Source organism: Myroides sp. 1354 (genome assembly GCF_030324495.1).
Classification (GTDB): domain Bacteria; phylum Bacteroidota; class Bacteroidia; order Flavobacteriales; family Flavobacteriaceae; genus Flavobacterium.
Genome location: NZ_JACAGN010000004.1, coordinates 182,353 through 197,294, shown reverse-complemented (window position 1 = coordinate 197,294; position 14,942 = coordinate 182,353). Strand labels below are relative to the sequence as shown.

The 14,942-nt window shown below is 34.5% G+C and carries 10 protein-coding genes; 7 read left to right on the top strand and 3 right to left on the bottom strand.

The features are described from left to right. Nucleotides 1-413: 413 nt before the first annotated feature. From HX004_RS06545 to HX004_RS06515, 7 genes are all read left to right on the top strand, one after another. Nucleotides 414-2,222 (top strand): type I restriction-modification system subunit M, encoded by a 1,809-nt coding sequence (locus HX004_RS06545; protein WP_286441551.1) that lies wholly within the window; start codon nucleotides 414-416, stop codon nucleotides 2,220-2,222. Beyond that, a complete protein-coding gene (locus HX004_RS06540; protein WP_286441550.1) occupies nucleotides 2,222-3,682 on the top strand; it encodes a restriction endonuclease subunit S in 1,461 nt (486 codons plus the stop codon). The genes HX004_RS06545 and HX004_RS06540 overlap by 1 nt, the downstream gene beginning before the upstream one ends. Continuing rightward, nucleotides 3,679-4,032 carry a hypothetical protein gene (locus HX004_RS06535; RefSeq protein WP_286441549.1) on the top strand — a complete coding sequence of 118 codons (354 nt, stop codon included), beginning with the start codon at nucleotides 3,679-3,681 and terminating at the stop codon, nucleotides 4,030-4,032. Before HX004_RS06540 ends, HX004_RS06535 begins: the two co-directional genes overlap by 4 nt. Continuing rightward, the gene (locus tag HX004_RS06530; RefSeq protein ID WP_286441548.1) at nucleotides 4,033-7,032 is read left to right on the top strand and encodes a type I restriction endonuclease subunit R; all 3,000 of its coding nucleotides are present in this window, start codon (nucleotides 4,033-4,035) and stop codon (nucleotides 7,030-7,032) included. A 34-nt stretch (nucleotides 7,033-7,066) separates the two neighbouring features. Next, complete coding sequence (locus tag HX004_RS06525) at nucleotides 7,067-8,248, top strand: hypothetical protein (RefSeq protein WP_286441547.1); 1,182 nt, start codon at nucleotides 7,067-7,069, stop codon at nucleotides 8,246-8,248. Next, nucleotides 8,248-10,503, top strand: a complete 2,256-nt coding sequence (locus HX004_RS06520) for a hypothetical protein (RefSeq protein ID WP_286441546.1) — start codon at nucleotides 8,248-8,250, stop codon at nucleotides 10,501-10,503. The genes HX004_RS06525 and HX004_RS06520 overlap by 1 nt, the downstream gene beginning before the upstream one ends. Before the next feature lie 397 nt (nucleotides 10,504-10,900). After that, a complete protein-coding gene (locus tag HX004_RS06515; protein WP_286441545.1) occupies nucleotides 10,901-11,353 on the top strand; it encodes a hypothetical protein in 453 nt (150 codons plus the stop codon). A gap of 316 nt (nucleotides 11,354-11,669) precedes the next feature. On the opposite strand, the gene HX004_RS06510 is transcribed toward HX004_RS06515, so the two are convergent. Genes HX004_RS06510 through HX004_RS06500 form a run of 3 tightly spaced genes read right to left on the bottom strand, consistent with a single transcriptional unit; the run spans nucleotide 11,670 to nucleotide 14,941 of the window. Next, nucleotides 11,670-13,022, bottom strand: coding sequence for a hypothetical protein (locus HX004_RS06510; protein WP_286441544.1), 1,353 nt, complete (start codon nucleotides 13,020-13,022; stop codon nucleotides 11,670-11,672). A 25-nt stretch (nucleotides 13,023-13,047) separates the two neighbouring features. Beyond that, nucleotides 13,048-13,989: a hypothetical protein gene (locus HX004_RS06505; protein ID WP_286441543.1), complete on the bottom strand. Its 942-nt coding sequence runs from the start codon at nucleotides 13,987-13,989 to the stop codon at nucleotides 13,048-13,050. Nucleotides 13,990-13,996: 7 nt separating this feature from the next. Continuing rightward, nucleotides 13,997-14,941, bottom strand: a complete 945-nt coding sequence (locus HX004_RS06500) for a DUF6175 family protein (RefSeq protein ID WP_286441542.1) — start codon at nucleotides 14,939-14,941, stop codon at nucleotides 13,997-13,999. Nucleotide 14,942 lies beyond the last annotated feature (1 nt).

Genomic DNA, 14,942 nt, shown 5'->3' with positions numbered 1-14,942 from the left:
CTAAAGGTTTAAAATGAAGCCAATATGCCTTTCCAAATTTTACGATTAGTATTGAGCTTTTTTCATGAGACAGGACGAAGTTGGGGAATATTTTTTGTATTTACATACACATTGTAAAGCATAAGTAATCTGCAACTAAAGGATTTCCTTTTAATACATTCCATATAAAGGTTCTCAATCTTTTATATGGAATATTAGGACTCCAATGTTTTGGGGTACTGTCTTCCACATCAGCAATCAAAGAAAAAAGCAACAAAACGTCGTTTGGGTGAAAAAGCTTGTGCTTTGCACCAAATGAGTATCTTTTGAATACTTTTATTCATTAAATTTGGCAGAAAGGTTTTATTAATCATAAATAATACCTATTAGTGTGCCAATAGTGGTACAGACCTTAAATAATAAGAAAAAACAATATGAGCTTAGATAAACAGAGCTTGCAACCCATTATCAATTTTATTTGGACAGTTGCAGATGATGTATTGATTAATAAATACTTGGAAAATCAGTATCAAGATGTGATACTGCCAATGACTGTTCTACGAAGATTAGATTTGGCGTTAGAGCCAACCAAAGAAACAGTTCTAAAAACTTATAATGAGTTTAGAGGAAAACTAGACAATCTATCAGGACTGTTGACCTCCGCTCAACATGGTTCTGGGCTAGCGTTTTATAATACGTCACCATATACCATGAAAAAGTTGTTAGACGATCCTCGGAACATTGATGCCAATTTCTTGGATTATCTCAATGGCTTTTCAGAAAATGTACAGGACATTATTTCAAAGTTTAAGTTTCGTCACCAATTAGAGACATTTGAGCGAACAAATATCACCTTCTCCTTAATAGAGAAGTTTTGCAATCCTAAAGTAGAGCTAAGTCCCGACAAGATTTCGCCTATGGCAATGGGATACATGTTTGAGGACTTGATCCGTAGGTTCAATGAAAAAACAAATGCTGCTGCTGGGCGACATTTTACACCAAGAGAAATTATCGAACTCATGACGCACTTGGTGTATCTTCCGGTTAAAGATAAAATTCAGCAAGGAACATTCTTGGTTTACGATCCGTGTGCGGGTTCAGGCGCCATGCTTACACAATCTAAGCACTTTGCTACAAACCCTGAGGGCGAAATAAAATCCAAAGCCTCCTTCCACTTGTACGGGCAGGAAAATACCGGCGAGATGTATGCTACCTGTAAATCGGATATGTTGCTTAAAAACGAAGACCCCGATAAAATTAAGTTTGGTTCAACCCTGAGTGAATATGGTTTTGATCCTGATTTGAAGTTCAACTTTATGTTGACCAATCCGCCGTATGGAACATCGTGGAAACAAGATATTGATAATCTAAACGTAGGAACTGGTAAAAAAATCGAGATAAAGGATCGCCGCTTTAACCTAAAAATCAAAAATTTTAAAGGCGAGTTGGAAGAAAAATGTTTGACATCCCGCAGCAACGACGGGCAATTGATGTTTATGTTGCACATGCTTTCAAAAATGAAAGACCCAAAAGATGGTGGCAGCCGTATAGCTTCGGTACACAATGGTTCTGCTCTTTTTACGGGTGATGCAGGGAGTAGCGAAAGCGGTATACGTCAATATATTATAGAAAATGATTTGTTGGAATGTATTATTCAATTGCCGAATGATATATTCTATAATACAGGTATTGCGACCTATGTATGGTTGTTGAGTAATGTAAAAGAGGAAAAGAGAAAAGGTAAAGTGCAATTGATTAATGCTTCTTCGGAGAGCTTTTGTCGTAAGATGCGAAAAAGCTTAGGAAACAAGCGAGTTGAACTAGCAACTGAACATATTCAAAAAATTCAGAATCTTTATTTTGATTTTGAAGAAAACGAATACAGCAAGATATTTGATAACGAAGATTTTGGTTTTTATCAAATCACTGTACATCAGCCTGAAAAGGATGAAATCGGGAAAACGATTACCGATAAAAAAGGTAATCCAAAAAGCGATAGTAGTTTAAAGGATATTGAAAATGTGCCTATGAAGGAAAGCATTGCTGACTATTTTAAAACGGAAGTCTTGTCTTTTGCTCCTGAAGCTTGGTATGATAAAACCAAGATGAAAGTAGGCTATGAAATTGCTTTCAATAAATATTTTTATCAATATCAGCCATTACGATCTTTGGAAGATATTGCTGGGGATATTTTTAAATTGGAACAAGAAACGGAAGGTTTGTTAAAAGAAATTGTGGATTAATGGCATTATATAAACCTTATACAAGATACAAAAATGCAGGGCTTTCTTGGCTTAAAGAAATTCCTGAAAATTGGGAAGTTATTTCATTTAAAAATATCCTCAAGGAACGTAATGAAAAAAATGATCCTATCAAAAGTACAGAACGGCTTTCTTTGTCTATTGATAAAGGTGTAACTCTATATTCCGAAAAAACAACAAATCTTGATCGTTTCAAAGATGATTTTACCCAATATAAATTGGCGTATAAAAATGATCTTGTATTTAATAGCATGAATATGATCGTTGGAGCTGTCGGAGTTTCAAAGTATTTTGGTTGTGTTAGTCCTGTTTATTATACCTATTATAGTCAAGATAATAATCCTTCCGCTTCCAAATTTTATGAATATCTTTTTAAATGTAAAACTATTCAAGGAGTTCTATTTAGCTTAGGAAAGGGCTTGATTGCGATTGATAGAGGAGACGGAAAGTACAATACATTAAGGCTCAAAATTTCAAGAGAAGATTTACGTTCCTTAAAATTACCAATTCCTGAACAAACTGAACAAACCGCTATTGTCCGTTTCTTAGATTACAAAGCAGCTAAAATCAACCGCTTTATCTTCAAGAAAAAGCAGCTTATTAAATTGCTTAATGAGCAAAAAGCGGCCATTATCAACCAAGCCGTAACAAAGGGTTTAAACCCTAATGTGAAAATGAAAGACAGCGTTATTGAGTGGTTGGGAGAAATTCCGGAGCATTGGGAAGTGAGGAAGTTGAAGTATGTTGCAAACTGTTTTCCGAGTAATATAGATAAACATTCAAATGAAGATGAAAAGCAAGTAAGGTTATGTAATTATACGAACGTTTATAAAAACGACTATATAACCGATTCAATGGACTTAATGTTGGCTACAGCCACAGATGAGCAAATTGAAAAATTCACATTATTACAAGGTGATGTCATTATTACTAAAGACTCTGAAACAGCAAATGACATTGCCGTTCCTGCTTATGTAAAAGAGCCATTAACAAATGTGGTATGTGGTTATCATTTGAGTGTTCTTCGACCCTATGAAACGCTTTATGGTGAGTTCCTTTTTAGAGCTTTGCAGTGCAAAGAAATCAATATTCAATTTGAAGTTCGATCCAATGGAGTTACAAGAGTTGGATTGGGTGTTTACGATTTAAAAAATGCCAAAATTCCCGTGCCACCAATTAATGAACAAACCAAAATAGTGGAATTTATATCTAAGGAGACATCTACTATTTACACCACCATTTCCACCATCGAAAAAGAAATCGCTTTGGTTGAAGAATACAAAACAGCTTTAATAACCGAGGCGGTATTAGGTAAAATCGATGTACGTACCTACCAATTTCCAGAGACGGAAACCGAAGACGAGGGATACGAAGAATTGGAAGAAGAACTAGCGCTGGTAGCAGAAGAAAGTATAGATTATCAAACAGAAGAAATGGAATGAGTGCTCTTGCAGATATAAAGATTTTAGGATGGATAATAGAAAAGCTCTCATTGTATAAAGAAAAAGAGCGGGAGAAAACTAATGAAGCAATTAGTGCTATTCATTTCGCTTGGTCAAGAACTTATGACTATTTAAGAAATAATGAGGGAGACTATATACCAAATCAAGAGTTGTCAGATTGTTGGAATGATGCTGCGCGATGCACTCGATTAATCGACCCTGATTTAGCTACCCAACTTCAAGATAAATCAAGGTTTTGGATTCATCCAAATTTACCACGACAAAGACGTATCATTATGCTTAATGAAATCACAGATGAACTTGAGCGTTTAAACAAAAAGTTTGAATAAATGGGGAAACAAACAGATACTACAGAAAAAGGTTTAGAAGCTCATATTTCACAGTTTTTAGTAAGTGAAAATGGCTATGTACTTCGTAGCAATACGCTCTACGATAATGTAAGCTGCTTGGATAAAGAATTGCTGTTTCAGTTTTTGGAAACTACGCAACCAAAGACTGTTGCTAAACTTAAAGCCTATCACAAAGAGCTATACGAACAAAAAATCGTAAAACGCCTCAACGACCAAATTCAGGCAAAAGGCGTGATTGAAGTGCTTCGTAAAGGAATTACCGATGGATTTACCGATACCAAACTGCATTTATTTTACGACAGACCGGTATCGGGTTACAATAATAAAGCCGAAGCCTTATACCACGCCAATCAATTTTCTGTGATGCGGCAAGTCTATTTTTCGCCCAACAATAAGAAATCTTTGGATATTGTGGTTTTCATCAATGGTATTCCCGTGATTTCTTTTGAGTTGAAAAACGAGCTCACCAAACAAAATGTGCAACACGCCATCAGACAGTATAAACAAGATCGAGACCCCAACGAAGAATTATTCCGTTTGTGTAGACTAATTGTAAACTTTGCTGTCGATACCGAAGAAGTGTGGATGTGTACGCAGTTGAAAAAGGAAAAATCATATTTCTTGCCTTTTAATAAAGGGTATAACAACGGAGCAGGAAATCCGCCCAATGGAGCCATCAAAACAGACTATCTGTGGAAAGAAGTTTTGACCAAAAATAGCCTGACTGATATTATTCAGAGCTTTTGTCAACTCATTACCGAAGAAAAGGAATACATAGACGACAAAGGTAAAATCCGAACACGCAAAGAGAAGAAATTAATTTTTCCGCGATATCACCAGTTAGCAGCGGTACGTATGCTTCTGGCAGATGCCAAAAATGTGGGCGCAGGGCAAAAATATTTAATACAGCACTCGGCAGGTTCGGGCAAATCCAATTCTATTGCGTGGTTGGCGCATCAGTTGGTGGGTTTGCACGATAAATCTGGTGAAAATATCATTTTCGATACGGTCATCGTGGTTACCGACCGTCGGGTTTTGGATGCACAGATACGAAGCAATATCAAGCAATTTCAACAAGTGGCCGGCGTGGTCGAGGCCATCACCGAAGGCAGTAAGCAGTTGAAACAGGCATTGGAAGAAGGTAAAAAGATCATTATTACCACCATCCAGAAATTCCCACATATTGTCGAAGAAATTGGCGAGCTTCCGGGACATCATTTTGCGATTATCATTGACGAAGCTCATAGTAGTTTGAGCGGGCAAATGGCACGGAAATTAAATCAAGCTATTGCCAAAACAGAGGATATGGAAAGTGATCCTGAAACCGAAGATGGTGAAACCATTACGTCAGAGGATTTGATTACAGACCTGATCAAATCAAGGAAGCTGTTGCCTAATGCCAGTTATTTCGCTTTTACGGCTACGCCTAAAAATAAAACATTGGAGTTATTTGGTGTTTCTTATGTCGAGGGAGATAAAACCAAATTCAGGGCGTTTCATTTGTATTCCATGAAACAAGCTATTGAAGAAGGTTTTATTATGGATGTATTGCAAAACTACACTACCTACCAAAGTTATTACGCCCTGTTGAAACGTATCGAAGACGATCCGGAATACGACAAGTTAAAGGCGCAGAAAAAGCTGAAACACTATGTAGAAAGCCATGAGCATGCTGTAAAGAAAAAGACGTTTTTAATCGTCGATCATTTTCTTGATGAAGTGATTAAGAAAAGAAAGGTTGGTGGATTGGCTAAGGCAATGCTGGTAACCAGCTCCAGAGCAAATGCTGTGAAGTTTAAAAAGGCTTTTGATGATTATTTACTGAAAATCAACAGTCCTTATAAAGCAATTGTTGCTTTTTCGGGAGAAATCGACGGAGAAACCGAAGCTAGCTTAAACGGATTTTCAAGTGCCAATATTCCTAGTGAATTTGAAAAGAGCGATTATCGCTTTTTGATTGTGGCTAATAAATACCAGACAGGTTTTGACCAGCCACTGTTACACACCATGTATGTAGATAAGAAATTAGGTGGAGTGAATGCGGTACAAACCCTATCCCGATTAAACAGAAGTCATCCATTGAAGAAGGATACGTTTGTTTTGGATTTTGCCAATAAAGCAGAAGATATAGAAAAGGCATTTATGCCGTATTTTGAAAGTACCATATTAGGCGATGCAACCGACCCGAACAAACTTTTCGACCTACGTGATGCTTTGGATAATTTCCAAGTTTATAGTCAGGAACAAGTTTATGAGTTTTCGGAAAATATATTGGCTAATGTACCTGTAGACCAGCTTCATGCAATTTTAGATAATAGCACAGAGGTATTCCGCAATGTATTAGCAGAAGATGAACAAGCCGATTTCAGAGCAAAAGTCAAGACCTATGTGCGTCTTTATATTTTCCTATCGCAGATTGTTCCGTTTGAAAATCCGTATTTAGAACGTTTGTACATCTATCTCAATCATTTGCAGAATAAATTAGGAGGTGATACGCCTATTGATTTAGCGCAAGGTATTCTTGATAATATTGATATGGATAGTTACCGTTTGCAGCTAGAAGCTACAACGAATATCGTTATGGAGCAAGGCGATGATTTAAAGCCTATTCCAACGGATATGCGTGGTGGAAATTCCGAGCCAGAGATCGATCGCTTATCGAATATCCTGCAAACTTTTAACGACCGATACGGAACCCAGTTCGAAGACGCCGATAAGGTGCGCCAAATGGCAGAAAACATTGCCAATGACGTAGCGAAGAATCAAGAATTGATAACCTCTATCCAATATTCCGACGAGCAAAATGCCAGGATTACAAGCGATAAGATTGTTGGTGAAGAGTTATTAAAACACATCACTACCAATTTTGATTTATACAAACTCTACTCTGATAGCAAGGAGTTCAAAGAGGATTTTTCTGCGATGATGTTCGGCGTTGTTAAAGAATTGATTAATAAAGGAATCAATGTGCAGAAGTAATGCTACAATGTTGATTGCAATGAAATAATTTTTTATGATTGAAATATCAATACCCAAGAACGTTACCATAAGTAAGATCGCTGAGTTATATAATCAATATATAAATACAGGAGACAACTTTTTGGACTTAAATTTAAAACTACCTAGCTCATTTGATAAATATACTTATGGGTTGTTAGGAGATCTATTAAAGTTTGTCATAACATTAAATACGAAGTCCAACATTGAAACAGTAATTTTCGATGATGATGTTGCGAATATAGATAGTTTCTACGACCAAGAATACGCCTATCCTATTGTTTCGTTATTATGGAATACAGCGGCATTCATTGACAAGAATAATGTTAACATTAAAAGTAAGTTAAGGGAAAAGCAAAATGAATTCTTTATTAAAATGAATTCATTGTCACGATTGAAAGGTAACAAATACATTTTTACAAATACTGACCATTTGCCACAAAGTAAAGGTTTAATTAGGTTGTTCGAAAATCAAAACGGTTTTAATGATGATGAAAATCAGATTAAACAAAATATACGGAAAATCTTTGATGAGTATATTTTGACTTTCAACAAAAAAAATAAATATGAGTTTGAAGGAATCCTTGACGATATAGGAGCAATAGTTTATGAATTAACAAAAAACACCTATGAATGGGGAAGAACTGATGAGAATATGATTGAAATTCCTGCGAGTATACGTGGCGTTTACTTTAGATTTCATAAAAACAAAATTGATACTGTTTTAAATGAGTATGTAGATACTCCCATTAATTCTTTTTTTAAGCATCCTTTCGTTAACCAAAATTGCCTAAATGAACTTAATCAGATTTATTATTTGGAGATTTTAGTATTTGATTCTGGAGTAGGTTTTATTGATAAATTTTTTCAAAAAGGAAACAGTACAAATTTAGATATAATTAAAAAGTGTCTTGTCAAAAATCAGACCTCATCGGTTTCAAATTTGAAGTCTAAAAAAGGGATGGGACTCGATAGAATTTTGAATATACTCAATAAAAAAGGTTTTGTGAAAATACAAACTGATAAATATTCTGTTTATAGAGATCTTATAAAAGATATCTACAAACCAATTGATATACAGAAGCTAGATGATTTAAAGCTTGAAGATTGGAACAACAACAATTTTAGCACAAATAATATTGCTAAATCACAAGGGTCTTTCATAAGCATTCTATATCCATTCAACAGCAATAAATAATGGGGAAATTTTACATATTTAATTCCAATATCGAAGACAAAAAATATAAAAATATAACCGTTGTTTTCAACCCTTCTTCTGAATTGGATTTTGGAATGCTAAAAAGAGAGTTAACGGAACATTTTAGATATTTTCATCAGACGTCAGCACTACTTTTTTTGCACTGTTCAAAGACAAGCTCTATTCAACAAGAAGTAGAGAACAAACTTGACGATATTTTCAGAAGTATTCCTAAAGCAGAAGAAAGTTCTCTTCGGGATAGTATTTTTTATGGGTCGTATAATAGACAAGGATTTCGTTTCCCGGGGAGAGAGCTGTTTTTGAAAAACAATATTAAAGAAATTATCAATCAAGGTTTAGCAAACATTTTTGTGCTAAATGGCGGGCTGGTCGAAAGTAGCGGAATCTCCCATCATTATGTATTTCCTTCCGGGAAGCATTCGTCAAAGTTCCTAAGAACAGCAAATGTATTAGTTCAAAAGAGTGAAATCGATTTTATTGGATTGAATATCCTTCATCAATTTAAAAATCAAACGATTAAAAGCATTTATTGTGACACCTTATCGATAAATGTTATTGGGTACTCTGTTAGCCAATACTTAAAACGTTTTGAAAAATCAACAGATATAAATATTCAGTCTTTTAAGTCTTACGACGGTATATATAATAAGCAGACAGTATTTGATAAAGATTCAATTTTTTTAATTTCAGCTTCTACCTCAGGTGGACTAGTCCATTATTTAAAAGAGAATCATCCAGAGATAGATTCAAAGAGTATCAGTGTTCTATTTTACCTACCTATTGAAAAAGCTTCAAAATTAGCATTGGAGAATGTTATTTGCAATTTAGAACGTAATGAAAAGCTTAAATATGGTATTGAAACCTTTGACCAATTCAAAAAAGATGAAACATGCTTGTTTTGTAAGAACCAATCTACGGCAATTAAAATTATAGGCGATTCCTTCAGTTTGGAAGAGCCCATAATAAAAGCAAAAAATATTACTACAAAATATATTTCCAAGGATCTTAAGGATTTTGTTGAAATTTTCAAATACAATAAAGAGATAGGTACCTCACTAAAGGTATCGTTTAGTGAGAGGACAATTGACCGAAAGAAGTATAATCTTTATATCGATTATGAAAATATCATTAAGAATATTGAAAATGAACAATATGAAAAACATAAAGCGAAAATTGACGCTTATGTAGATCAACATGTTCCTGCCTCGTTAAAGTATATTATTTACCTAAATGACAAAGGTTCAGAGTTGTTAGCCGCGTATATTTTTGAAAGAATAAAGAACTTTTCCAAAAACAATATTAATCTCATAAGTCAATCAGATCTTACGAAAAATGATATCAATAATGAGGAAGTCGGTTCGATATTGATTGTGGGATCCTGTATATCGAATGGAAAAAATTTACTGTATTTGAGTAGGTTCTTCCGAAATTACGATGGTATGCGACTTATTTATTTTGTTGGAATCAACAGAATAAGTAATGTGGATAAACAAAAGGAGCTGAAAAGTAATATTAAATATGGTCTGTATGGTGCTGAAAACAGCTCGTTTATTGAAATTGAAACCATTAATTGCGACAACTCAAATACTGAAACTCCTTGGGAAAAAGAAATAGAGCATTTAAAAGAAATCCAAGAGAGCTTGGATGAATCATCTTCATTTATAAGAAAGAGAATAGACTTAATAAACAATTTTTCCGGGTCAGAAATGAAAGGTGGAACAGATGAGATCTTTTATCATGATTTACAAGGTAATCCATTGAAAATACGAAAGAATTCGGCGTTTTTCAACGATAATGATTATTTTGACAATATCTCCCAATCAGACGTTTATTTTACTATTGCGTGTGTATTGAATGCTATGCGAAACAGTGAAGATGGGCTTCGACAGAGTAATTTCGTAAAAAACTTGCTGGATCCTTTTGTGTTTAATCGTTTTAATGATGGTATTATCCAAGCTGCAATTCTACGATCTGCAAAATCTGAGGAATTAAACTATTCTTATAGTCGACAAAATTCAGAAAATATGTTAATGCTTTTGAAAACATTTGTTAAGCATCATTCGGAATATCAAGGAGAAGCGTTATTGGAGTTTTTACATGCAATTGCTATTGGAAAATTACGTTTATTAAAAGAACATTATCCTCCACTAATTGAAAGTTTAGATTCCATTGTTAATGAATACGTTTCTATATTAAAGAATAAAATTGACGAGATTTATAAGTCGATCATTTAATAGGCCAATGGCTCCTTTAACTTGAATTAATGGAGCCATTGGAAGACGGAATATTATAGCAGAGTTATCGTTTTAACTTCCTAATTCTAGTTGAATCCTGAGATTCTTTACCTTGATTGTCTGACAAATACTGCTTAAATGAAATCTCTTTAAGTTGGTTCAATCGCCTCAAATCTTCCAAAAAAGAGTTCGAGTTCTGTACCGGCGGGTCCACAGAAATAAAAAACAACCACCTGATAATCAGGTGGTTGTTTTTTTTATGGGTGATTTTTGTAGACATTGTTGTTTTAATTTATTTTTTATAACATTATTCTTATTCTTCCTTCTTAACTTGCACGTTGAATCGAGATTTGATTGAATTTATTTAATGCTCTATCAATATGATTAAATAAAAATTATGAAAAAGTTTTTTCTTAGTGTAATACTATTATTATTTGTAAATATTTTATATTCTCAAAACATTGATTTCAATTTAATTCATAAGTTAATAAATACATCTTTTGTTACTATTGATGATTTAATGACAGAAGGTTATGGTTTTAAGAAATTTGAAAGTGAAAGTGATGATAACAAAAGACAATATGGTCGTAATTATAATGATGATTTTGATAATGCTATTATAATCACAGTATTAAATTCAAAACTTAAATCAAATAGTTTAGAATTAATACTCGCTAAAAATTATAATATTCGTGATATAAAAGATAAGTTACTTGAATATGGATATGAATATTATGGTAGTAATGAATATGGACTTGTTTTGTATAAATATGAAAAGACGATATGGGCAATTGCAAAAGAACCAAATAAAGTTGGAGCTACTCAGATATTTATAATGACTAAGAACTAATTTATTAGAATAGAATTTATACATTATATTCTAAATAAAAAAAACGCTTGAATAAAAACTAAGCGGTTTTAGATAATTTATTTTTTAATATTTACCCACTTTTTCCGCAGGAAATAAATTACAAATAGTACAACAAATATGAATATTCCCAGAAAGATAATAATTCCTTATTTTCTTAAAAGAATAAAGCATGATCCTGGAAGCTTTGTTCCGGTGTATCCTCCAATAAAAACATGTCCCTTATAAAGCAACAAAGCCGTAGTAAATAACTTTTACTACGGCTTTGTTCTATACGTCATCTACCAAAAAGCTTAGCTTAATTAATTTGTCGAATTAACATCCCTGGCACCATCTTTTTGTTTCCTCCAGAGAATTCAGTGGCTTTTATGGGTTGTTCTTCTTCACTTTCTTCATCTGCAGCATATCGATTATCCCAAATTTTCCTTTTAGCGGCTTTAATTACCCCTACTCTTTGATATGAAATAAGTCCGGTTTCTGCATCTTGTATTTTTTCCAATACTTCAAATTTGTCTCCTGATTCTACACCTTCTTTTAGGCCTATTCCAGCTGTTAGTGTTGGTTCTGTTGTTACAAGTGGCGTCTTTGTTCTAAATACCTCAAATTCACGTTGTAGCTTGGCAATAGCATTATCAATTGATCGCACCGTTGCACGTTGGACTAAATCTTTTTGTGAAACATTGGAAAGCGTTGTCGATTGTACATCTGCCCAAGCCGTCTCTTCTCCAATAAACTTCAATTTAAACATCCCATCTTCAGCAAACTGTTTTAAATCCTTTTCATTGTAGTATTTTTGGTAGAAAGTTCCGCCAATTTCTTCATTCCACTCCAGTTGATACAAGAAAGCTGTAGCTTGAACCACATAGCCTTTCCCTATCGTATTAGTGGCTCGAGAGGCGAGTGCTAGAGTACCGCCAACAACCCCAAACACCGTTCCAGATGAATTCGCAGCTTGTCCTAATTTATTCGATATAGAAGCTTTATCCACATAATTAAAGCGAATTCCCACTACAAAGGTGTTGTTAATTAAATTTTCGCCTGCATCTGCTAAAAGGGAAAGTCCTAATTTGGAATGACTGGCAATACTCTTATCCAGTTCAGTAGCATTGTATAGTCCTCTTTGTTTAATTAATTCCATGTTGAAGGCCGATTTAGTAATCGTATCATAGACCCCTTGATTAAACCACTTAGCAACCAACTGATTGGCGATTTTATTTTGCTCAAAATACTTGAGAAATTGAGCTCGTATTTTATCGTTACTTGTAGTATCAACGATCCCTAACGTTGCAACATTCGTCACATCATTTAAAGTTCGTTTCAATCGCTTGCCCAGCATACTTTGTTTTTTCTGTTTTGTTCCCAACAGCCTATTTATTTCCGTCTGTGTAAGGCGAATTTCTCTTAAATTGATATGTCTGTATTTTTTTTCTAAATTGTGATCATTAAATTTTTCAGGAAGTGGTGTCTCAAAAAAAGTAGTCTTAATCGTTTGGGCTTCTGCAAACGCAAATCCGTGATCTTCTGCAATCATGGTGTACAAAGAGCTTCGCATATAGTCAGACACTTCACTATTTTTATCTTGCCCCATGATTCCAGGGATAAACCCCAATCCAAAAACTACGAGTACTACGTTTTTTATCATTACATTCATTGTAAACTTTTTATATCAACATTTTTTATTTTTTGCTTATACTCTTTGCATAGGCAATAGCGATTTCTTTATAGGCTTCTTGTTGGGCTTTGCGCAACAAAATTTCATTTTCATGGCGTTTTTCCAACAACTTCATTTCCTCTTCACTCTTTTTGATTTCGTAAGCTTGATCCTCTCGTACCTTCGCTTTTATCTCTGCAAAAAGTGCTATTGCTTTTTCATAGCAAATAGAACTAGGTTCTATTTGCGCAAGAAACGCTCCTGCTTCTTTTCCGCCTTCACTGTTCTGAGTCGCATTCCAACTAGCCAATGCTTTAGCGTAATTTTCGTTGCATTGCTGATCAACATACTTTTGATATATGTTCTCTGTCGCCTTTAACGCCTCTTGATATCCCACTGTACATTCCGGAATTAACGTCAATAAATACAAGGATTCACTAAAATTTTTTTGATTGGCTAAATTTGTAGCTTTCTTAATGATATTCGCATAATTTTCATTGTAGTATTGGGCAATTAGCGTATGACTTTTTTGAAAGAAATCCTTTACCCCAGCGGTCTGATTATTCAGCTTTTTAATCGCATTGACATAGGCTTTCGTCTCATTTTGCCCTACCCCCTTGAGTGTAAAAGAAGTAGAAGTATAGATTTTACCTTCGTACACATCTTCAACGAATAAGGCAACATCTAATTCCAATACAACACTTGTTGGTGGCCCTGGTAATATGTTTTTTGCTGTAACCGTTACCTCAGGGTAAACAAAGAATTGGGCATATTCTCCATTCGACCCAAAACCTTCTGTAGCCGCTATATGCTTTATTTTGGTTGAGAATTGCTGTTGTACCGTCACGGGAAGGTTTTCCATTTGTTGAGAAATATAGGTTGAGATAGGAATATCACAACTCGCTGATTTTTGTGCTTTTACTGGTACAAACGCCAAACATAAAAGCAGAAGTGCAAACTTTTTCATCCTGTATTTATTCATTACCAATATAAATATCAACCACACCTAAGCCTTTTGTAATCAATTTCGTTTTAAGGGAATAGGGTTTTGATTTTAAAAATTTATCCAATTGTCTACCAAAAGCACGAGCATCCATAGCTCTGCCATTTTCATTAAAGAGCGGAATTCGAACACTTGTTAGTTGCATCCTCGTTTCTGTAGCCGTTGCTACATTGAATTTTCCTTTAACTGCATTGTTTTCCATCCAGTCTTCAATGCTGTACTTCAATTCTTCTCCATTGTATTCTGTATCCAAATCAACCCCGTCTCCATTGTCAAAAACGTGGATATTAACTGCAATTTCTCTACCATTGGCAAATAAATCATCAAAGTGATTTTGCAACTGATTGGTAAAGCTATCCATGTGTTCTAATACAGCTTCTTCCAATAAAACAGGGATTTCTGCCGAAAAAGACGAGCTCCCCGTTCCTTGAGCTCCTGCTATTTGCTTGTAGGTATAACTATCCAAGGCTCTTAGATTATAAGTGATGGACTTTTTAGGTCCCATGGTGTTAACTTGCCAATCAATTTCTAGAATAATATCCGCTTTGGCTCGCTTTAATACCACATCTAGCATGCTTTCTGCAAGGCCTGAACCCGACTTGCTCTCCACTAAACTATTTTCTACCTGTTCATTCTTAATGCCTTGCATCTGAGCAGATAAATCAATCAAAGGAAAACCTCGATCAGCCATTAGTATATTAATCTTACTAATGACATTTTTTAGATCTGTATTTAATAAAGCCACATCATAATCGCAAAATACTTCAATAGTTCCTTCATTGTCAAATTGTTGCATCGCCTTATTGGTATTACACCACGATTTTGCAGGTATAATCATTAATTCTGGTTTTTTTGCTTGGCCAAAAACCACAACGCTTGCTAATAATAACGTGCTAACAAGTAGTATTTTTCTCATG

What these genes read in the sequence shown, in the direction of transcription:
- HX004_RS06530 (WP_286441548.1), top strand. Translation starts at nt 4,033, where the DNA reads ATGGGGAAACAAACAGATACTACAGAAAAAGGTTTAGAAGCTCATATT.
- HX004_RS06505 (WP_286441543.1), bottom strand. Translation starts at nt 13,989, where the DNA reads ATGAAAAAGTTTGCACTTCTGCTTTTATGTTTGGCGTTTGTACCAGTA.
- HX004_RS06510 (WP_286441544.1), bottom strand. Translation starts at nt 13,022, where the DNA reads ATGAATGTAATGATAAAAAACGTAGTACTCGTAGTTTTTGGATTGGGG.
- HX004_RS06500 (WP_286441542.1), bottom strand. Translation starts at nt 14,941, where the DNA reads ATGAGAAAAATACTACTTGTTAGCACGTTATTATTAGCAAGCGTTGTG.
- HX004_RS06525 (WP_286441547.1), top strand. Translation starts at nt 7,067, where the DNA reads ATGATTGAAATATCAATACCCAAGAACGTTACCATAAGTAAGATCGCT.
- HX004_RS06540 (WP_286441550.1), top strand. Translation starts at nt 2,222, where the DNA reads ATGGCATTATATAAACCTTATACAAGATACAAAAATGCAGGGCTTTCT.
- HX004_RS06515 (WP_286441545.1), top strand. Translation starts at nt 10,901, where the DNA reads ATGAAAAAGTTTTTTCTTAGTGTAATACTATTATTATTTGTAAATATT.
- HX004_RS06545 (WP_286441551.1), top strand. Translation starts at nt 414, where the DNA reads ATGAGCTTAGATAAACAGAGCTTGCAACCCATTATCAATTTTATTTGG.
- HX004_RS06520 (WP_286441546.1), top strand. Translation starts at nt 8,248, where the DNA reads ATGGGGAAATTTTACATATTTAATTCCAATATCGAAGACAAAAAATAT.
- HX004_RS06535 (WP_286441549.1), top strand. Translation starts at nt 3,679, where the DNA reads ATGAGTGCTCTTGCAGATATAAAGATTTTAGGATGGATAATAGAAAAG.